The following is a 20,407-nucleotide window of genomic DNA, read 5'->3' as shown; positions in this document are numbered from 1 at the left end:
TCCATTTTTCATTTAGTATTTTTGTACAAAATAAAGTAAAATGAAATTTATTCAGCGCCTAGGCTACTACTTAATAGGAATTCTATTTGGTTGTATGTTTTTGTTCTTTTTCTTAGGAAAAAAGAAAACTAGTTTTTGTTATTTTCCAAATTGTCGTGTATTAAAAGATTTAAGAAGCAAACCTATTACTTATTCCGAATCCGCAGAACAAGCCTTAAATCAAGGATGGATTAACGAACAAGATATTCGTCACGGTTTAACAGAGGGATCTGTAGACTTCTCTCAAAGTAAACACAAATTTGAAAACGGAGTAGTTTACCTAATTAAAGCAAAAAGTCTTAACGGTGAACCCTTGTTAATTGAGATGGTTAATTACCAAGATCGAGCCGTTTTAAAAAGCGTTAAAAAAGACGATAAATAAAACCTCATATAATTGAAGTCTCTGTAAAGGTGTAGTTCACTTACAGAGACTTTTTTAATACTTTAATTTGTTTAAACTCTATTTTTAGCTACTTGTGTTTTTGATTAAGAAATAACTAATCTTCACCCAGACTTAAAAATACGCAAAGAATTGACCCAGAAGGTAAACTCCGATAATCTTTCTCAAACAGTAGCTCATATTTTTTGTAGATAATTAAAATAGGTAATATCTAAAAAAAAACAGGCTGCTTTTAAAAAAAACAACCTGCTATAATTTATACTTCGAACCCTTTAAATAGCAGTATATCCACCATCTACAACTAGTTCTGTTCCGGTAATATAAGAGGCCTGATCACTGGCTAAAAATAAAACAGCATTAGCAATCTCTATTGCCTTTCCAGCACGTCCAAGAGGAATAACATTATTTAAAACAGATGCCGATTGCTTATCATCAGTAAGATGCGAAGCCATTGGCGTGTCTATAAATCCTGGTAATACAGCATTTACGCGAATATTTCTTTTCGCCAGATCCACAGCAGCTGATTTACTCAACATCCTACAAGCACTCTTTGATGCCGCATAAGCCGGAGATACATCAGGAAAAGCTATTATCGATCCAATAGATCCTATATTTACAATGGCTCCCTGCCCAGCCTTTTCCATAATTGGAATCATCTTTTTTATACCAATAAACTGGCTATTAAAATTGACATTCATAACCTGAAGGGTATCCTGTAAAGAGGTTTGATCCCAACCACCATGCGGCCCTAAGGTACCAGCATTATTTACCAAAATATCAATTTTACCATAGGTTGTTAAGGTATATTGAATCGCGTTATCCCACGACTGAGCATCGGTAACATCCAATACACTATAACTGGCAGTATAGCCTTGTTTTGTAATCTGCTCTACAAGTTGCTTCATTGCCTCAACTGCATGTTGTTGGTCGGTAATAACCACCTTTGCACCTTGACTAGCGAAAAGGGAAGCTGTAACAGCTCCCATACCTGTTCCACTTCCAGCTCCGGTGACTATGGCTACTTTGTTTGATAATCTATCCATCTTTATTGTTTTTTATATATTTAGATAAAATTATATATACCAAATAGCTAAAAAGGATAGATTTTACCGGTAAACCGATATTTATTACTTTTAATGATCTATAACTACTACTTACTCTAATTCTAAAATTCTAAAACCTGAAAAACAAGGACCAATAGAGTAATTCCAATAGGCCTACGATAGATTTGCCTTATTTTAAAAATGTAGTAAAAAAAGGAATAATTTGCGTCATTGCCTTTTCAATAGCCATTGGTTTATCATACAGATCATAATGACTTACATTGGGAATTACTTGAAGGGACTTATGATTAGTCTTAGCTTTATTAAATAACTCAAAACCATCTCTGTAGGATCCAAAACAACCAGGTATATCACCGATTACAATATGCAAGGGTTGAGTTAGTAACTGGTCTGTTAAATGAAAAGCATCGAATCCCATGGCACTAGATAAACCACTAAATAAAAGTTTATTGGGGGAAAGAATATGCTGGGCTCGAGAGGTCGTATAATAGTCAACAGCTTGTACCATATCAATGTCATCTAACTGTGCTTGTGCTCTGGCTTGTTGATCAACAGGTATATAACTGGTTATTAATTCCTCAGCACCATTGGCCTGTAAAGTACGCTGAGCTGCTATAAGCTCTAGGGTTTTAATAGCTTGTTCACTGGAAAAGTCCCCCTCTCGCATAACACGCCCGTAGTTTACCCCCACTACCGTTACAATTGCTTTAAAACGTCTTTCGGTCATAGCGGCATTTACAGCATAACCCCCTGCCCCACAGATACCCAAAACACCAATATTATCTTTATCTACGTAAGCAAGAGTAGTTAAGAAATCAACCGCACAGCGAAAATCCTCTACTCTTGTGGCTGGATCTTCTAAAAACATCGGCTCAACCACACTTTCCCCTTGGTGGGAAGCATCAAAACTCAGGACAATGAACCCCGCCTGGGCTAAAGCACTGGCATATAATCTTGCAGCGCTTTGATTTTTAGTACTACTTATAGGATGCCCACAAACAATGGCTGGATAAAGTTTGTCTTGTTTAAAATTATTTGGAAAATCCATAAGACCAGCAACTTGCCAATTCTTATGCTTAAAGCGAACCTGTTTCATTGGTAATATTTTTAAATTATTTGACTTTTCAAAAATATTACTTAACATAGGTTTCTATACTAGACATATTACCCAAACAAGGATACATTTTACCGTTGTAACCAAAGTAACTATCCTTTTATTAGGAATCTTTTACAAATCACAATTTTAAATTTTTAAAAACCTTTGGAGACATTCCCGTTTTTTTTCTAAAAAATCGAGCGAAATAATTCGGATAATCAAATCCCAAACTATAGGAAATCTGGGAGACTGTTAAACAGGTATTTTTAAGTTTTTCTTTGGCTACACTCAAAATAAAATTATGAATATGCTCTATGGGAGATTCACCTGTGAAATGTTTTATTAAATCTCCGAAATAATTTGCCGATAAATTGGCCTTATTTGCAAAATAAGCCACAGATGGTATACCGGGAACATCTTTTTGTGTATTATAGTATTGATTAAGATTAGTGTAAAACTGCTCTACCACTTGATGATATACCTCACTTCTTGTATCAAATTGACGACTATAATAAATCTGGGTATAGGACAATATTAATTGCACATAAGAAACAATAACATCTTTCGAATAATCAACTTTCACAAACTCTTGATAGGCCTTTTTAAATAAGTCCAATAACAAGATTTCTTCCTGTTTTGTTAAGTACAATGCCTCATGATTTTCATAATAAACGAAATTATAAGTTTTTACCATACCTTGTAGTAGTTTTTTATCCACCATTATTATAAATCCTGATTCAGGTTGAATTACATCCCAAGCCATATTATTTTGTGGAGAATCTACATATAAATATGAATTAGCTTGGTCGGAAAATATTTGACGAACATGCTGATTCTTTTGCATAGGAGGTTTTATTGCCAGAAGGTAAAAATCAATGTGGATTTGATCGGACTTTCTTAAAAAATTCTTTTCTGTCGCAAAATCCACTATATGTAAATGTAAATCTTTTAAAGGTGTAAACTTTGCGTATTGTACAAAACCAGGGATATCGAATATCTTTTTTATGCTGTTTTTCATTCTAATTATTATAGATTACAAAAATACAGATTCAAAAACAACAATTCGGATACATTTCACCGGCAAAACAACTTATTAAGTTACATCTTATGGTTATAGTCAAATTATTTACTTAAAACTCTTTAATTTTTATAATAAAAACATTTGCTTGTATAGACTTACATACTAAGGGGAGATTATTTCCCTTTAAGTTCTCTTTTTATTTAAGGGAGTAAAACCATAAAACAAATAGCATTGCATTGAAAAAAGACCTACTGATTTTAGGCTAAATTTAATTGCCTTTTTTAGAGCCTACCACACAAGTAGTTAATAAACAAACCACCTATTTCACAGTAGTTTTACTATAACAAGTAGTACTAGTTATTCCAGTTTTTATAATAAAAACAGTATCTTAGTGCGGTATATAATTTTATCTCATGCACAAAAATCCCTTAGATACTCCTATTGAATATCTCAAAGGCGTTGGACCACAAAGAGCAGATTTATTCAAAAAAGAATTAGGTATTTACACCTACGCAGATCTTTTGAGTCTATATCCGAATCGTTATATAGATAAAAGTAGATTTTATAGCATAAGCGAACTCTCTTATGTAAATACCGAGGTTCAAGTTGTAGGTAAAATCACACATATAAAAATAGTAGAGCAAAAAAACAGGAAACGACTAGTTGCAACATTTATTGATCAAACCGGACAAATGGAACTTGTTTGGTTTCAAGGGTTTAAATGGATTCAAGAAAACCTACTATTAAACACGCCTTATGTGGCCTTTGGTAAGGTGAATCATTTTAATTTCTCGATCTCTATGCCCCATCCGGAATTAGAACTTCTAAGCGATCATCAAAAAAATCCAGCCATTGGTATGATAGGGGTATATCCCTCGAGCGAAAAACTAGCCAGTAGAATATCCAATAAGGCTATATGTAAAATGATGCAACAATTACTAAAAGAAACCTATGGTTATTTAACCGACTCTTTAAGCCCACAATTCAGGCAAAACCTAGGTCTTATTAGCATGCCAGAGGCTCTTGTAAACATTCATTTCCCTAAAGATAATCAGGCCTTACAAATGGCAGAATTTCGTTTAAAATTTGAAGAACTCTTTTATTTACAAATGCAGTTACTTCAAAAAAACATAAATAGAAAATCAAAAATTAAAGGTTATCCATTTACCACGGTAGGCAAGAATTTCTTAGACTTTTTTAACCATCACCTTCCCTTTGGTTTAACAAATGCGCAAAAAAGAGTAATTAAAGAAATTAGAAACGATATGGGACAACAGGCCCAGATGAATCGTCTTTTACAAGGTGATGTAGGTTCTGGAAAAACCATAGTGGCCTTTATGAGTTGTTTAATAGCCCTTGATAATAATTTTCAAAGCTGTATCGTGGCACCCACAGAAATTCTAGCCAACCAGCATTTTGAGGGAATTACGCAATTTGCTAAACCATTAGGTCTTAATATTAAGTTACTAACCGGAAGCACAAAAGCTAGTAGTCGAAAAGTCCTTTTACAAGAACTTGAACAAGGACAAGTAGATATTTTAATAGGTACACACGCGGTTTTTGAGGACAAAGTTGTTTTCAAAAACCTAGGCCTTGCAATTATCGATGAACAGCATCGATTCGGAGTAGAACAACGAAGCAAACTCTGGCATAAAAACACCCTACCACCACACATACTAGTTATGACAGCGACTCCTATTCCAAGGACATTGGCAATGACCCTTTATGGGGACTTAGAAGTTTCGGTGATCGACGAACTACCCCCTGGACGTAAACCAATACAAACCAATCACTTTTTCGAATCCAAACGCTTGAGTGTTTGGCATTTCATAAAGTCAGAAATAGCCAAAGGTAGACAGGTCTATATTGTCTATCCTTTAATTGAAGAGAGCGAATCTTTAGATTACAAAAACCTTATGGAAGGTTATCAAGGAATTTCTCGAGATTTTCCACTACCCCATTATAGTGTAAGTATTGTACATGGACAAATGACACCAGGGGAAAAGGATATTGAAATGCAAAGGTTTGCACAAGGAAAAACAAATATCATGGTAGCCACCACAGTTATCGAAGTGGGAGTTAATGTGCCTAATGCCTCGGTGATGATAATTGAGAGTGCCGAACGCTTTGGTTTATCTCAACTTCACCAATTAAGAGGACGTGTAGGTCGTGGAGCCGAACAAAGCTATTGTATTTTAATGACCGGAGACAAATTAAGCAACGATTCGAAGATACGCATGCAAACCATGTGCGATAGTAATGACGGGTTCGAAATCTCAGAGGTAGATTTAAAGCTTCGAGGTCCGGGAAATATTATGGGTACCCAGCAAAGTGGAACACTCCCTTTGCGGATTGCCGATTTGGTAAAGGACCAAGAAATCATGCATTATGCCAGAGAACAGGCTTTAATTTTATTAAAAGAGGATCCTAACTTGGAACAACCTGAAAATTTAAAAATTAAAAACAAACTATTAAACATAGAAAACAAAACAACTATTTGGAATTATATTAGCTAAAAACCGTATTTATGAAATTAGTATTTGCTTCAAACAATAAAAATAAAATTCAAGAAATTAAAAACCAACTTCCAAAACATATAGAAATACTCTCTTTACAGGATATTGGCTGTAATGTGGACATACCCGAAACCGCCTCTACTATAGAAGGAAATGCGCTATTAAAGGCCAATTATATAAAAAGACATTATGGTTATGATTGTTTTGCTGATGATTCAGGCCTAGAGGTAGATGCTTTAAATGGCGCACCTGGAGTTTATTCGGCAAGATATGCAGGAGAACCAAAAAATGATCAAAACAACATCGATAAGCTTTTACATGAGTTAAAAGGACAAACTAATCGAAAAGCTAATTTTAAAACAGTAATTACTTTACATTATAAAGGACAAACCCATCATTTCACAGGTATTGTAGATGGAGAAATCACCCTAGAGCCAGTAGGTGACCAAGGTTTTGGATATGACCCTGTGTTTAAACCTATAAATAAGGATATTACATTCGCTGAAATGGATATGGATCAAAAAATAGCAATTTCTCATCGTGGAAAAGCCGTAGAACAATTAGTTAATTTTATCACTAATTCCCAATAAAATCATAAATTTTTGCATTTTTAGATAATTGTTGATAATAAATTACGCTATTATATAAAATTGCCGTATCTTTGAGCCTATTTAAATTTTATATGAACAATTTCGAACAATTAGGATTAAACGAATCACTTTTATCTGCAATTAATGATTTAGGTTTTACAAATCCATCAGAAGTGCAAGAAAAGGCGATTCCTTTACTATTAGAAAAAAATACCGATATTGTTGCGTTAGCCCAAACGGGGACTGGGAAAACTGCAGCTTTTGGTTTTCCTTTAATCCAGAAGATAGACGTGAGTAACAAGCAAACTCAAGGTCTTATCTTATCGCCGACTAGAGAGTTATGTTTGCAAATCGCAAACGAATTGAAACAGTACTCTAAGTACGTAAAAGGCCTACACACTGTTGCTGTTTATGGAGGTGCAAGCATCTCTGAGCAAGCAAGAGAAATAAAACGCGGTGCTCATATTATTGTAGCTACTCCTGGTAGAATGCAAGATATGATCAACAGAGGTATGGTTAATATTAAACATATCGACTTCTGTGTTTTAGATGAGGCAGATGAAATGCTTAATATGGGCTTCTATGACGATATCAGAAATATTTTAGCTGATACACCGGAAGAAAAGAACACATGGTTGTTCTCTGCGACAATGCCTGCTGAGGTAGCAAGCATCGCAAAAGAATTTATGCATCAACCCGAAGAAATTACAGTAGGACACAAAAATCAAGGATCTAGTACTGTTGCCCATGAATATTATTTAGTGGGTGGTAGAGATCGCTACTTAGCTTTAAAGCGTTTAGCGGATAAAAATCCAGATATTTTCTCTGTTATTTTCTGTAGAACAAAAAGAGACACCCAAGCAATTGCTGAAAAATTGATTGAGGATGGTTACAATGCTGCTGCGTTACATGGAGATTTATCTCAAGCTCAACGTGATGCAGTAATGAAATCATTCCGAGGTAAGCAAATCCAAATGCTAGTTGCCACAGATGTTGCAGCGCGTGGAATTGACGTGGATGACGTTACACACGTTATTAACTATCAATTACCAGATGAAATCGAGACCTACACCCACCGAAGCGGACGTACCGGACGTGCTGGTAAAAAAGGAGTTTCGATGGTAATTGTGACAAAAAGTGAACTTAGAAAAATTCAACAAATCGAACGCATTATCAAACAAAAGTTTGAAGAAAAACCTATTCCTTCAGGGATGGAGATTTGTGAGATTCAATTATATCACTTAGCAACAAAAATAAAAGAAGCTGAGGTTAATCCTGAGATTGAAGGGTACGTTCCAGCCATTATGGAATTACTTGACGGATTCTCAAAAGAAGAGATTATTAAAAAAGTAGTTTCTGTAGAATTTAATAAATTCTTAGAATATTACCAAAAGCCTTCTAACAATTTATCTGCCGTTTCAGCAGGACGTAGTACATCAACACGTGAGCTACCTTCAGACGGTGCGGTTCGTTTCTTTATTAACTTAGGAGCAAAAGACAATTTAGATTGGATGAGCTTAAAAGATTACTTAAGAGAAACCTTAGACTTAGGACGTGATGATTTATTTAAAGTAGATGTAAAAGACGGATTCTCTTTCTTTAACATTGAAGCTGAGCACGCTGAAAAAGTGGTAAACATCTTAAATAACGAAACATACGAAGGACGCCGCGTTAATGTGGAAATCTCTAACAATGATGGAGGAAGAAACAACGGAAGACGTGACCATAACAACCGTAAAGGTGGTGGTTTTAGATCAGACAGAAGACCTTCTTCTGGTGGTGGAGAAAGAAAGCGCTTTGATAGAGATAGAAGCTCTTCTGATAGAAGAGGTTCAGAATCTAGAGATAGAGCTCCTCGTAATGAAAGAAGAACTAGCGATGTAGGACCTTCTAGAAGATCAAGAAGAAACTAATTTGTTAATTTTTTTCAAATAACATGTAAAACTGTAAAATATCTAGTATTTTTAAGCAATCTTAAAAGTATGAGAAATTTTACAGTTTTTTTATTTCTAGCTCTTAGTGTATTTACTCTTTCAGCACAAGAACAAAGCAAGGTACAAGGTATTGTCGTGAATGATAATTCCTTCTTACCCATAGATGATGTGAATATTATCAACATCACTCAAGTAAAGGGAACAATCAGTAAAAGAGATGGAACTTTTGCTATTGAGGCCCGGGTAAATGACTCCATACACGTTTCCTATCCAGGATATTTCCCTATAAAATTAAAAGTAACCAATGACTGGCTTAACCAAGAGAATCTAAAGATTTACTTAACCGAACAAAGTACAGTTTTAGAAGAGATTTACATTCGAAAATACGATCTTACAGGCTACTTAGAAGTAGACACAAAATTAATAGCACTAAACGATAAAATGGAATTTGACTTCTATCGAGGAAATAAAACTCCATATTACGGAACCGCAATTGGGACTTTCTTCTCCCCTGTTGATGCAGTATACAATCTTTTTAAAGGTAAGGCCAAGAAGCTTAAAAAGCTCGAAGAAATAAAAGAGGATACCAATATGGTCACCCTTATGCAGTCTCGTTATGATAGGGAGATTGTTTGCGGACTACTAGAAATAACTCGAGAAGACATTGTAACCACACTACAGAATTGCAATTATAGTGATAAATTCATTTACACAGCCACCGATTTTCAAATCTATCAAGCTTTAAATGATTGTTTTAGCAATTCTCAAATTATTGTAGATAATAAAAAAAATACATCCAGATAAAGGATGTATTTTTTTTGAGCAATACCCAGTAAAGACTTTTTTAAATTATTAAAAATAAAAGTACTTTTGTAAAATATAACAACACATTTAATCTATAATTACTCCACAAAATGAATGTCATTTTAAAAGCAGCGAAAGTTGTAGACCCACAAAGTCCATTTCACAATCAAACGGTAGATATACAAATTGAACAAGGACAAATCACTCAAATAGCTCCAAGTATTGAAAATATTCAAAACTACCCGGTTATTACCCGTGATAATCTACATGTTTCCCAAGGGTGGTTTGATAGCTCGGTTTGTTTTGGAGAACCAGGCTATGAGGAAAGAGAGACAATCCAAGAAGGATTAAAAGTAGCAGCAAAAAGTGGTTTTACACAAGTAGCCGTAGAGCCTAATAATAACCCAGTAACCGACAATAAGGCTATTGTTAACTTTATTAAAACACAAGGCCTTGGACAAACAACGGAACTATTTCCCATTGGAGCTTTAACAATAAAAAGCCAAGGAAATGATTTAGCTGAGTTATATGATATGCAAAACGGTGGTGCTATAGCTTTTGGAGATTATAAAAAATCAATTACAAACGCAAACGTATTAAAAATCGCATTGCAATATGTTCAAGACTTTGACGGCTTAGTTATTGTCTTTTCTCAAGACAATCATATCGCAGGTAAAGGAGTTGCTAATGAAGGAATTCAAGCAACCAAGTTAGGCCTTAAACCTCTACCTGGATTAGCAGAAGAGATTCAAGTGGCTAGAAATTTATTCCTTTTGGAATATACCCAGGGAAAAATGCATATTCCTACAATATCTACACTAGGCTCCTTAGATTTAATTCGTCAGGCCAAAGCCAAGGGGTTAAATGTAACTTGTAGTGTGTCGGTACATCAATTAGCTTTAAATGATCATAAACTAGAGAACTTTGACACACGCTTTAAAGTACTACCACCTTTACGCGATTCTAAAACCCAACAAGGTTTAATCCAGGGTGTTTTAGATGGAAGTATTGATTGTATTACTAGTGAACATAATCCTTTAGATATAGAACATAAAAAATTAGAATTCGATTCAGCCTCTTATGGAACCATAGGCTTGGAATCTGCCTTTGGAGCCCTTTTAACAATCCTTCCTTTAGAGGTAGTTATTGATAAATTAACCAAGGCTAGAGAAATTTTCAAAATACCAAATAGTATTATAAAACCTGGAAGCAAAGCAAACCTTACACTTTTTAATCCAGAACCTAAATGGAGATTTGAAAAACAAGACATTTTATCTAAAAGTAAAAATGCCATTTTTTTACAAGCTCCAATGCAAGGTAAAGTATATGGCGTTATAAACGGAAACAATAAAGAATTATAGTCTTTAGATAGTTAATAATTAAACTTATATAATTAAATAAACATGCTTAAAACTTTTACTCACAACGAGATTGAGGCTGGAAAAAAAATAGCAATTGCAGCACACTTAACCATAGTTGGTTGTATTATTGCTATCTTTATGAACATGGATCTTAAAAACAAGTATGCTGGTTTTTATATTAAACAAGCCTTTGGAATTCATTTAGTGTTCTTTATGTTTTCCTATACCGTTGGAGCAGTTGATTCTTGGATGGTTACCATCCCGTTTTATCTATGCTTTTTTATACTTTGGGTATATAGTTTTACAGGGGCTTTAAATGGAGAAATCAATGTACTTCCTAAAATAGGTCTATATTTTCAAAAATGGTTTGACAAATTATCAGCTTAAAAATTTATGGAAACATTACACACATCTTTATCTATTCCTTATTTAATCCAAGAACCAAAAGTTATTCTGGATAAAAATCCAATGATCCTACTTTTACACGGTTATGGAAGCAACGAGCAGGATTTATTCTCTTTTGCCAGCGAACTTGGCCAGGAGTATTTTATAATCTCAGCAAGAGCGCCCTTTGTGGTTGGACCTGGAGGTTTTGCATGGTATGAAATTAACTTTGATCAAGATGCCAATAAGTTCTCAAATGACCAACAAGCTATTGAATCTAGAGATTTAATTGTTGGGTTCATTCAAGAATTACTTTTAAAATACCCTATCGATCCACAAAAAGTTAATTTGGTTGGATTTAGTCAAGGAGCAATTCTATCTTATTCGATTTCACTAAGTTATCCGAAAATAATACACAACGTAGTTGCTTTAAGTGGATACTTTAACCCTAAGATTATCAAAGATGGTTTTGAAAACAATGACTTTTCTAAATTAAAAATATTTGCCTCTCATGGAACAGTAGATCAAGTAATCCCTGTGCAATGGGCGCAACAAACTCCTTTGATCTTAGAGAAGTTAAATATCTTTCATCAATACAAAGAATACCCTGTAGGTCATGGTGTACATCCACTTAACTTTGCAGATTTCAAAAAATTCTTAGAAGATAATAATAAATAATATTTGTAAATACCCTGGTATTTCGCAAAATTTCCAATACCCCAAAGAGTGTTTCGCTTTTTGGGGCTTTTTATGAGTAGAAAACAGATTTACAATTATGAATTTAAGTTGTGTTTAGACTCAATGGGCTGATTTGTTGTATCCCATAGGTTTGATGTATATCTATGTCATCTAAACAATTCATAGCTTACCGTTTGCCTTGAAATAGGGCTCCCAAAAATATACCATACTTTCTTATCCTTTTTTTTATTTTCACTCACAGGCCCAGTTCAAAGCAGCAGCATAATATATGCTGTTTATTGTCCAGAGTATTGTATAGGCAGAAAAAAACTACTTGTTTTTGGAACTATACTTTGTCTTGACTTTATAGAATCCCTTAGAGTATATTGCATAGCTTTTGCAATCTTTGCAATCTTAATTTTATACTTTTGAATTCTATATTTAAACAAAATCATTTTCAGTAAGTTATAGAAAGACGCAATAGTGATTATTTTTTTTTGAAATAGAACAGCTATTACTTAAAAGATTTTCTTATTTTTTAACAAGAATATAATTATTGCTAGTTTCATCTTTTTTTATAGTGTAATTTTTATTTAAGTGTAATATCCAACCCTCTCCCTCTATTACTTGGTCGTGAATTTTTGTAGGGATAGTAATAGATAATTTATTCCAGAAAGGAAACATTAAAGCACCATTAGTAACTTCAAGAATCCCCCAATTGTCAGTTACTCTTATATCGGGATAAACTGTTCCTTTATCTTCAATAGGAAGTATATTACCAGGATCAAAAGAAATATTCATATTTTCAAAACTTATTTCAAAATGTGGCTGTTCTATAAGTTTAGATTTATATTCCGCTATTCTTATTTTTATTTTTTCTTCTCTTATTTCTTCTTCTTGCGTAATTTCTTCTGCGTTATATTCTTTAAGGGCCTTTTCAACTGTAGTATTTAAGTCAGTTGGTATTTTAATATTTAAATTTTCAATAAAAAAGTCTATCAAATTAGTATCTGGTGTTATTTTTTGATTCCAGTATTTATCCTTTTTACTTAATAAATAACCATATATAGGGATTGTCGTATAGGCAAAAGACCTCACATAGGTAGGATTATTGACAAAGGTATTTAGACTTGCTGTGAAATGTTGTTTTACCTGGTCTTCATTTCTATTGCTAATTATAAAACCTGTATATTCCGCAAGACCTTCGTTAAGTTCGAGTTGGTTTTCCGTCTGGTTAGATTCTGGAAAAATAATATTTCTATACTTCCTAAAAATAAAAGCATTGGTTAAATGCTTGCTCTGCTGCTTTTGTGTTTCAGAAAGAAGTGCCTGTTTTAAAGCTTCCAATTCCAATCGTAGATATATTCTTCCATCTTTTTGTTCCAAGTGGTTACTTTCTTTATTATATTGTGTAAATCCCAAAGAGGCCTGCTTGGTATGAAATAGCTCGTGAGCTAATAAGTTAATTCGCTGGGATGGCTCTTTAGACAAAGGAAGCATAATCATTGCCCAAGTTTTACCGTTCCACTGAATTGCGGTATTAGCAATATTAATACTATTTGGTAACGTCCCAGTATAAATATCTTTTTGTGACTTTAACCCACTCTTATCATCAGGCTCATTAGTGTATAATTGGCGGGTTTCAGGATTAACCAATAAAATACCTCCATATAAATCTGTCTTCCATAATTCTTCCCCTTGTTTTGTTGCATGTTTAATTTCTTTGAAATAATTGGAAATACTCTCTATAATTTCAACTTCAGAAATTTCAACTTCAGACTGTTGTGCAAATGCCGTTGAAATATATGTTAAACACGCAATTATACTAAACACCTTGTTCATAAACTGTCTTCTTGTTTTTTACTACAACTAAAATAAACAAAAAAATCAACCATATTGTATTGATCTTATTTTTTGCAACAATTAAATATCTTGTTTGATTATTTGTTTTACGCAATCTTTAAATACCGCACTGTTTAGCGTTGCTTGGTTTTTCAGAAGTTTTGAAAAGCGCTGGATAATACCCAAAGCAATCTTATAGAATTTACTATTCACATCTTGTGATTTCCTGTTTTTTTCTAAACCCCGGCTTCTCTTCAAATCTAAGTTCAATGCAAAAATATACAACTTGCCACGCCATGTATATTATTTATCCTAAAGGGTTATCCTGCACATAACGGTAGTTATTTCGCTTTTCATTGGGCGAATGTTTTACGGTGGGGGAATGTCTTAAATGTGGATTTTTTATTGCAGGAGTGCTTCCTAAGTCATAAAAGAATAAAATTAACCTATATGAACTACAAAAAAGCACATTAAAGCATTTGACTTTAATACCTAAAAGTAAGGTTTAGTAACCTTATTTTTTACCAGCCCCTAGCCTGGGTCTTTAACTTTTTCACCACATTACTCAAAAAAAGCAAAACGATTGTAAAAACCCTTATTTACAATCGTTTTGCTTATTTTATTCTTCCATGTATATATTGAAAGTGTTTTTTAAAACTACCCTTTTTTTTTCTATTAATTCTTTAGAGACCCTCGTCACTCGCCTTAATACTAACCTCTATTGCAGAGGCGCTAGAGAATAGTAACTTTCCTTGTTTTGTTAATTCAAAGTTCTCTTTTGTATCTAATTTCCACTTTTCATTGCTATAAATCAATGGGTCTTGAGTTACATCAAGCAAGAATCCTTTTTGATTATTCGGCAGAAAAATTTCCACTTGATCTTTGTTATCGCTAAAAACAACAAAGCAGCTTAACCCGTTGTGTTCCAAATCATTTTCTTCTTGTACTTGATCTGGATCCAAATTCAAATTGGGATTTAATCTAAAACCAATTTCAAAAGGTCTAACACAATCTTGAAAAATCAAACTGTATTTATATCCCGCTTCATACATACAAGTAGAATCCTCCCTTATTTGCTCCATTGGAGTTGCATCACTTAGAACACCAAAGTTTTGATCAGCGGGCTGAGATTTTTCTTGTTTGAGAACAAAATCACAAGAATAGAAAAAAACAAAAAATAGCAAGGATAAAAAATATATACTTTTTTGCATAAAGTAACTATTATTAGTTGTTTTACTTAGTGTAAAGTACGCTTTGAACAGTTTCAAGCACGGTTGGTTTATCTTTTTGATAAATATACTTGATTAATACCTCCCCTTTTTGATCACCTGCATAAAAATCAGCGATAATCCAACGGTGATTCAAAAAATGTATTTTATTAATTATACACTTATTCCCATCAATACCTTGGTAAGGCACTAAGGTGTTTCCAGCCTTTTGATGATTCAATTCAAAAATTTCCTGTTCTATTATTTTTAAATCCTCATCTATTGTACGGTAATTAAAATACTGTTGGGCATCATCATTATTTAAAAGTGTAAAATAGTTGGCCAAATCTAATTCGTTTTGTAGCAACTTTACCGAATCGCGAACAATTTCAATTCGTTGGTGTGCGATATCTACTTTCTTTTGAGCACTTTTTGTCATATTGTTGTTATTTGCGTATAACAAAACGACAATTAAAAGAGAAAATAAAAATAAGTAGAAGAATGCCTTGTGCTTCATAGTGTGGTTTTATAAATGTATCTTAAGGTTATCAAAGGCCAAATATACATCTTTCGGCAGACTTTTTTGTACTTGCTCATGAAAACCTATATCCTGTGAAATATGCGTTAAGTATGCCCTTTGAGGTTGTACCTTTTCAATAAACTGCAAAGACTGTTCCAAATTAAAATGTGTAGGATGTTCTTTGATCCTTAGAGCGTTTACAATTAACACTTTACATCCTTTTATTTGCTCTATACAGTTTTCATCCACTGTTTTTGCATCGGTAATATAAACCAAATCTCCTAAACGAAAACCTAAAATTGGCAGTGTTCCATGCATTATTGGCAAAGGAGTTATTGTCTTATCCCCTACTTGAAAATCTTTGTAAGCTGACACTGCATTACTCTTTACACTTGGAGCTCCTGGATACCTATCCACGGTGGTAAAAATATACTCATACCGTTTACTTAAAGCTCCTAGAACACGAGCACTAGCGTAAATTGGCATAGGCCCATGTAAATAACATAAAGGTCGTATCTCATCTAACCCTGCAATGTGATCAGCATGCTCATGGGTAAATAAAATAGCATCCAACTTTTGGCACTGAGTTAACAACATTTGCTGTCTAAAATCTGGACCACAATCAATTAAAATAGTAATATCATCCCATCTAATAAGTACCGAAGTCCGTAGACGACTATCACGAGGGTCCTTACTATGGGCTACCGGATGATCAATCCCTATAACCGGCACACCCTGTGAGGTACCTGTACCTAAAAAGTATACTTCCAAAATAATATTTTTTTACAAAAGTAAGCTTTATCTTTTTTTGTTGTACTATATTTATTAGGTTTGTTTAAAAAGCCAATAATCATGGAGAAATTTGCCGAAGATTTAGTATTAGAAGGAGATCGAGTAATTGAGCATCAGCCTGCTATTTTTGATAAAGCCCTTAGAGTTAATTTAAATAATAATATCTATGGAACTTTTGCAGAAATCGGAGCCGGACAAGAAACCGTTAGACACTTTTTCCGCGCTGGAGGCTCCTCAAAAACCATTGCTAAGGCGATTAGCGCCTACGATAAGGTCTTTAGCGACGCTATTTATTCGGTGGAACAAGACGGTCGTTACGTTACCGAGAGTAGACTCAATAAGATGCTGGAGTATGAGACCCGTAAATTAGAGGAAAGGCTGGTTAGACAAAGTAATGCCAATAAAGCATTTTTTTCCTATGCCAACACCGTGGCTACTATTGATTATGCTAAGAAACACAAGGGTCATGGATGGGTAGGAATAATGTTTCAAAGCCACCCAGAACAAGATTATAGTAAAATCATTTTACATATACAGTTTAAAGAAACAGACTCTATTTTACAACAAAAAACATTGGGAACCCTAGGGGTTAATCTTATTTATGGTGCTTTTTACCAACACCACGACCCAAAAAAATTAATAAACAGCTTATATGACCATCTGGACAAAGACCAATTAGAGATTGATAGTATCAACTTTTCTGGTCCTTTATTCAAACGTGTTGACAATCGATTAATGAGTCTGTATTTGGTTAAAAGTGGTATGACAGATGCCGTAATGTTTGGTAGTGATGGTCAAAGTAAACTACCTGCTAATGTTTTATTCAAACAAAACATTTTAGCTTTAAGAGGAAGTTTCAGACCGGTAACGATTGTTAATATGCATATGTATCACAATGCGCTAAAGGCTTTTCAAAAACAAAATAACCTTCAGGATGATCAAACCACTGTAATTTTTGAAATAACTTTATCTAACCTACTGATGGAAGGACATCTAGATGAAACTGATTTCTTACACCGTGCTGATTTACTTTGTTCATTAGGACAAACCGTTATGATTTCTAATTTTCAAGAGTATTATAAACTTCCTCAATATTTTAGTCAATATACAGATAAAAAAATTGCACTTTCAGTTGGGGTAAGTGGACTGTTAAACATTTTTGAAGAAAAATACTATGCTAATTTAAGCGGAGGTATCCTGGAGGCCTTAGGTAAACTTTTTAGAAACGATATGAAGATTTACCTATACCCCACTAAAAATATAGATAATACAGTTATAGATTCTACTAATTTGAAAGTAGATTTACATATAAAAGAATTGTATAAGTATTTCAAGAAAAATAATCAAATTATTGATATTACTGATTACGACCCAAATACGTTAGATGTTTACGCTCGAGATATCCTAAAAGCTTTACAAGAAAATAAAACGGGCTGGGAGGATAAATTGCCTCTTGGTATAGCATCTATGATTAAAGAAAATCAATTATTTGGCTATAAAAAGTAAATCTTATCACTATGGCCATCCCTAAATCAACAGTTAAATTACCTAGATTTATAGATGGCTATAAAAATTAAAACCTTTTTTTCAAAAAGTAGTTTCTCTAATGGGAAAAAGAGTTAACCGCAACCACAATACATTTCATAAATAAAAAAATATGTTTTTTTAAATAAATATTGATTTTCATAACTCATAGCTATTTATTTTTCACCATGTGTTTATAAGCAACTTAAAAATGTAAAAAAACCTTTTATCTTATAAAACAAACTCATACCGGGTTTAATATTCTTTTTTTTACTGAACTTTTCCCGTAAGTCTTTATTATAGATTCCATAATAGGTTTTTTTATTATCTGTTTTTTTGGACTTTTGTATAATATTGCCTTTTTATGCATTTAAACTCCACAACAAGACTTAAAGAATAAATTTGCATTCTTTGTTTATATAAATAATAGTACTTTTGTACTTATTCTCATTTTCATAAAATGACATCTATTCATAACAAAACATTACAAGATTTAGAATTTCAAACGGTTTTACAAACCGTATCGCAATATTGTGTTACGGAACATGGAAAGCAAAATGCGCTGGATATTGTTCCATTTTCTAACGCAAAAGACACCCTAAAATCACTTAAACAAACCTCGGAGTACGTTTCATCGTTCTCCAATAATAATATTATACCAAATCACTACTTTGATGGGATCGATTATGAATTAAAATTCCTTGGAATCCTAGATAGTTTTTTGGAGGTATCTAGTTTTAAAAAAATTTATACCCTAACAGAAACTACCCTTAGTTTAATTGACTTTTTAAAAAAGTTTGAAACCTACTATCCTAATATTTATCAGGATGCGCAAGAAATTCCCGTTGAAAAACAAATTTTAAAAGCCATTGAAAGTGTATTGGATAAATATGGAGAAATTAAAGACAATGCCTCTGTTGATTTATTGAATATTAGAAAAAACATTAATCTGGTTCGTGGAAAAATAAACCAAAGCTTTGGTTTTGCTTTAAGTCAATATAACAGCGCGGGGTATTTAGATGATATCAAAGAAACTGTGGTTGAAAACCGACGAGTACTTGCCGTTAGTGCCATGTATCGCAGGAAAGTTAAAGGAAGTGTTTTGGGACAATCTAAAACAGGAAGCATCGTATATATTGAACCTGAAACAACCTTACAATTCTCAAGGGAATTAAATAATTTGGAATATGAACAAAGGGAGGAGATAATCCGAATTCTAAAAGTATTAACCAATACCATTAGACCCTTTAAAGACACTTTAGTTGATTACCAAGTTTTTTTAACCCAAATAGATATAACCGCAGCAAAGGCTAAGTATGCGCATAAGATTAATGCCCTGCTTCCAAAGATAACAAAGCAACGTGTGCTTTATTTCAAACAAGCCTACCATCCTATTTTATTGTTAAATAACAAAGAAAAGAGAAAGCCTACCTTCCCACAAACCATTGAATTAAATGAAAACGGGAGGATAATTGTGATTTCAGGACCAAATGCAGGAGGAAAAAGTATTACTTTGAAAACCATCGGGCTTTTACAACTTATGCTACAATCTGGATTATTAATTCCTGTGGATCAACGAAGCTCAACGTTTTTATTTGATCGGATTTTAACCGATATTGGAGATAACCAAAGCATCGAGAATCACCTAAGTACTTATAGTTACCGATTAAAAAATATGAACTATTTTTTAAAGAAATGTAATGCCAATACCCTGTTTTTAATTGATGAGTTTGGAACTGGATCTGATCCAGAATTAGGCGGTGCTTTAGCCGAAGTTTTCCTAGAAGAGCTTTATGATAAAGACGCCTTTGGTATAATTACCACTCATTATACGAATTTAAAAATTTTAGCCAACGAGCTTCCCTACGCTACTAATGCAAATATGCTTTTTGACGAAAGATCTTTAGAGCCACTTTATAAATTAAACGTAGGACAGGCTGGTAGTTCATTTACCTTTGAGGTTGCCCAAAAAAACGGCATCCCTTTTAGTTTAATAAACCGAGCTAAGAAAAAAGTTGAAGGTGATAAAGTTCGCTTTGATAAAACGATAGCCAACCTACAAAAAGAACGTCATAAACTAGAGCGAACCTCTAATAATTTAAAAGAAGAGGAAATTAGAGCCAGAGAAGAGAGCCAAAAAATGCAAGATATCAATGCTAAAATACAAGATAAGCTAACAAGATATCAGGAATTATTTGATTCTAACCAACGATTGGTCTACTTGGGGCAAAAACTCGATGATTTATCCTTAAAGTACTTTAATAATAAAAGTAAAAAAACCTTATTTGGCGAGGTGTTAAAAGTCGTTGAAATTGAAAACTCTAAGCGCAAGGTAATTACCCCTAAAGAAAAGAAAAAACAAGAAGTACAACAAAAACACATACTTGCCGAGGTACACGAAAAAATAGAAAAAATACGTCAAGAAAAAAAGCAAGAAAAATTAAAAGAGGATCAAAAAGAGCAAAACAAAACAAAATTTCCATTAAAAGTTGGTGATAGAGTACGTATGATTGAAGGAAGAGCTGTAGGTAGTATCGATAGTATCGAAAAGAATAAAGCTACCGTTAATTACGGTTTTTTCACCTCGAAAGTAGATTTGGACCAACTAGAGATGGTAGAGCGTAAAAAATAGTA

17 protein-coding genes are annotated in these 20,407 nt (G+C 33.4%); 10 read left to right on the top strand and 7 right to left on the bottom strand.

The features are described from left to right. Positions 1-40: 40 nt before the first annotated feature. Complete coding sequence (locus ACYSNV_RS08935) at positions 41-421, top strand: DUF4258 domain-containing protein (RefSeq protein WP_461762225.1); 381 nt, start codon at positions 41-43, stop codon at positions 419-421. A 290-nt stretch (positions 422-711) separates the two neighbouring features. Here ACYSNV_RS08935 and ACYSNV_RS08930 read toward each other — a convergent pair whose 3' ends face one another. From ACYSNV_RS08930 to ACYSNV_RS08920, 3 genes are all read right to left on the bottom strand, one after another. After that, a complete protein-coding gene (locus tag ACYSNV_RS08930; protein ID WP_461762224.1) occupies positions 712-1,482 on the bottom strand; it encodes an SDR family NAD(P)-dependent oxidoreductase in 771 nt (256 codons plus the stop codon). 190 nt (positions 1,483-1,672) lie between these two features. Further along, positions 1,673-2,599: an alpha/beta hydrolase gene (locus ACYSNV_RS08925; RefSeq protein WP_461762223.1), complete on the bottom strand. Its 927-nt coding sequence runs from the start codon at positions 2,597-2,599 to the stop codon at positions 1,673-1,675. A 139-nt stretch (positions 2,600-2,738) separates the two neighbouring features. Next, positions 2,739-3,617, bottom strand: coding sequence for a helix-turn-helix domain-containing protein (locus ACYSNV_RS08920; protein WP_461762222.1), 879 nt, complete (start codon positions 3,615-3,617; stop codon positions 2,739-2,741). Between the two features lie 416 nt (positions 3,618-4,033). On the opposite strand from ACYSNV_RS08920, the gene recG reads away from it, so the two are divergent. The 7 genes from recG to ACYSNV_RS08885 all read left to right on the top strand — a co-directional run bounded on the left by recG (position 4,034) and on the right by ACYSNV_RS08885 (position 11,887). Next, positions 4,034-6,136 carry an ATP-dependent DNA helicase RecG gene (gene recG, locus ACYSNV_RS08915; protein WP_461762221.1) on the top strand — a complete coding sequence of 701 codons (2,103 nt, stop codon included), beginning with the start codon at positions 4,034-4,036 and terminating at the stop codon, positions 6,134-6,136. An 11-nt stretch (positions 6,137-6,147) separates the two neighbouring features. After that, a complete protein-coding gene (locus ACYSNV_RS08910; RefSeq protein ID WP_461762220.1) occupies positions 6,148-6,726 on the top strand; it encodes a non-canonical purine NTP diphosphatase in 579 nt (192 codons plus the stop codon). Between the two features lie 92 nt (positions 6,727-6,818). Then, on the top strand, positions 6,819-8,639 hold the full coding sequence (locus ACYSNV_RS08905; RefSeq protein WP_461762219.1) for a DEAD/DEAH box helicase: 1,821 nt from the start codon (positions 6,819-6,821) through the stop codon (positions 8,637-8,639). Between the two features lie 69 nt (positions 8,640-8,708). Next, positions 8,709-9,464 carry a carboxypeptidase-like regulatory domain-containing protein gene (locus ACYSNV_RS08900; protein ID WP_461762218.1) on the top strand — a complete coding sequence of 252 codons (756 nt, stop codon included), beginning with the start codon at positions 8,709-8,711 and terminating at the stop codon, positions 9,462-9,464. A gap of 110 nt (positions 9,465-9,574) precedes the next feature. After that, the gene (locus ACYSNV_RS08895) at positions 9,575-10,825 is read left to right on the top strand and encodes a dihydroorotase (protein WP_461762217.1); all 1,251 of its coding nucleotides are present in this window, start codon (positions 9,575-9,577) and stop codon (positions 10,823-10,825) included. A gap of 42 nt (positions 10,826-10,867) precedes the next feature. After that, positions 10,868-11,212 (top strand): hypothetical protein, encoded by a 345-nt coding sequence (locus ACYSNV_RS08890; protein WP_461762216.1) that lies wholly within the window; start codon positions 10,868-10,870, stop codon positions 11,210-11,212. Between the two features lie 6 nt (positions 11,213-11,218). Continuing rightward, the gene (locus tag ACYSNV_RS08885) at positions 11,219-11,887 is read left to right on the top strand and encodes an alpha/beta hydrolase (RefSeq protein ID WP_461762215.1); all 669 of its coding nucleotides are present in this window, start codon (positions 11,219-11,221) and stop codon (positions 11,885-11,887) included. A 531-nt stretch (positions 11,888-12,418) separates the two neighbouring features. On the opposite strand, the gene ACYSNV_RS08880 is transcribed toward ACYSNV_RS08885, so the two are convergent. From ACYSNV_RS08880 to ACYSNV_RS08865, 4 genes are all read right to left on the bottom strand, one after another. After that, positions 12,419-13,729, bottom strand: coding sequence for a hypothetical protein (locus tag ACYSNV_RS08880; RefSeq protein ID WP_461762214.1), 1,311 nt, complete (start codon positions 13,727-13,729; stop codon positions 12,419-12,421). A gap of 683 nt (positions 13,730-14,412) precedes the next feature. Beyond that, on the bottom strand, positions 14,413-14,940 hold the full coding sequence (locus ACYSNV_RS08875) for a hypothetical protein (protein WP_461762213.1): 528 nt from the start codon (positions 14,938-14,940) through the stop codon (positions 14,413-14,415). A gap of 22 nt (positions 14,941-14,962) precedes the next feature. Further along, positions 14,963-15,376, bottom strand: coding sequence for a hydrolase (locus tag ACYSNV_RS08870; protein WP_461762212.1), 414 nt, complete (start codon positions 15,374-15,376; stop codon positions 14,963-14,965). 87 nt (positions 15,377-15,463) lie between these two features. Continuing rightward, entirely contained in the window at positions 15,464-16,228 is a 765-nt protein-coding gene (locus tag ACYSNV_RS08865; RefSeq protein WP_461762211.1) for an MBL fold metallo-hydrolase, read from the bottom strand. A gap of 81 nt (positions 16,229-16,309) precedes the next feature. On the opposite strand from ACYSNV_RS08865, the gene ACYSNV_RS08860 reads away from it, so the two are divergent. Both ACYSNV_RS08860 and ACYSNV_RS08855 read left to right on the top strand, forming a co-directional pair. Further along, entirely contained in the window at positions 16,310-17,755 is a 1,446-nt protein-coding gene (locus tag ACYSNV_RS08860; protein WP_461762210.1) for a TonB-dependent receptor, read from the top strand. Between the two features lie 478 nt (positions 17,756-18,233). After that, on the top strand, positions 18,234-20,405 hold the full coding sequence (locus ACYSNV_RS08855; protein WP_461762209.1) for an endonuclease MutS2: 2,172 nt from the start codon (positions 18,234-18,236) through the stop codon (positions 20,403-20,405). The last annotated feature ends 2 nt before the right edge of the window (positions 20,406-20,407 follow it).

The sequence above is a fragment of the Myroides sp. LJL119 genome (assembly GCF_054871605.1).
Note: the sequence above shows the minus strand (reverse complement) of the source record. Positions and strands in the feature narration are given on the sequence as shown.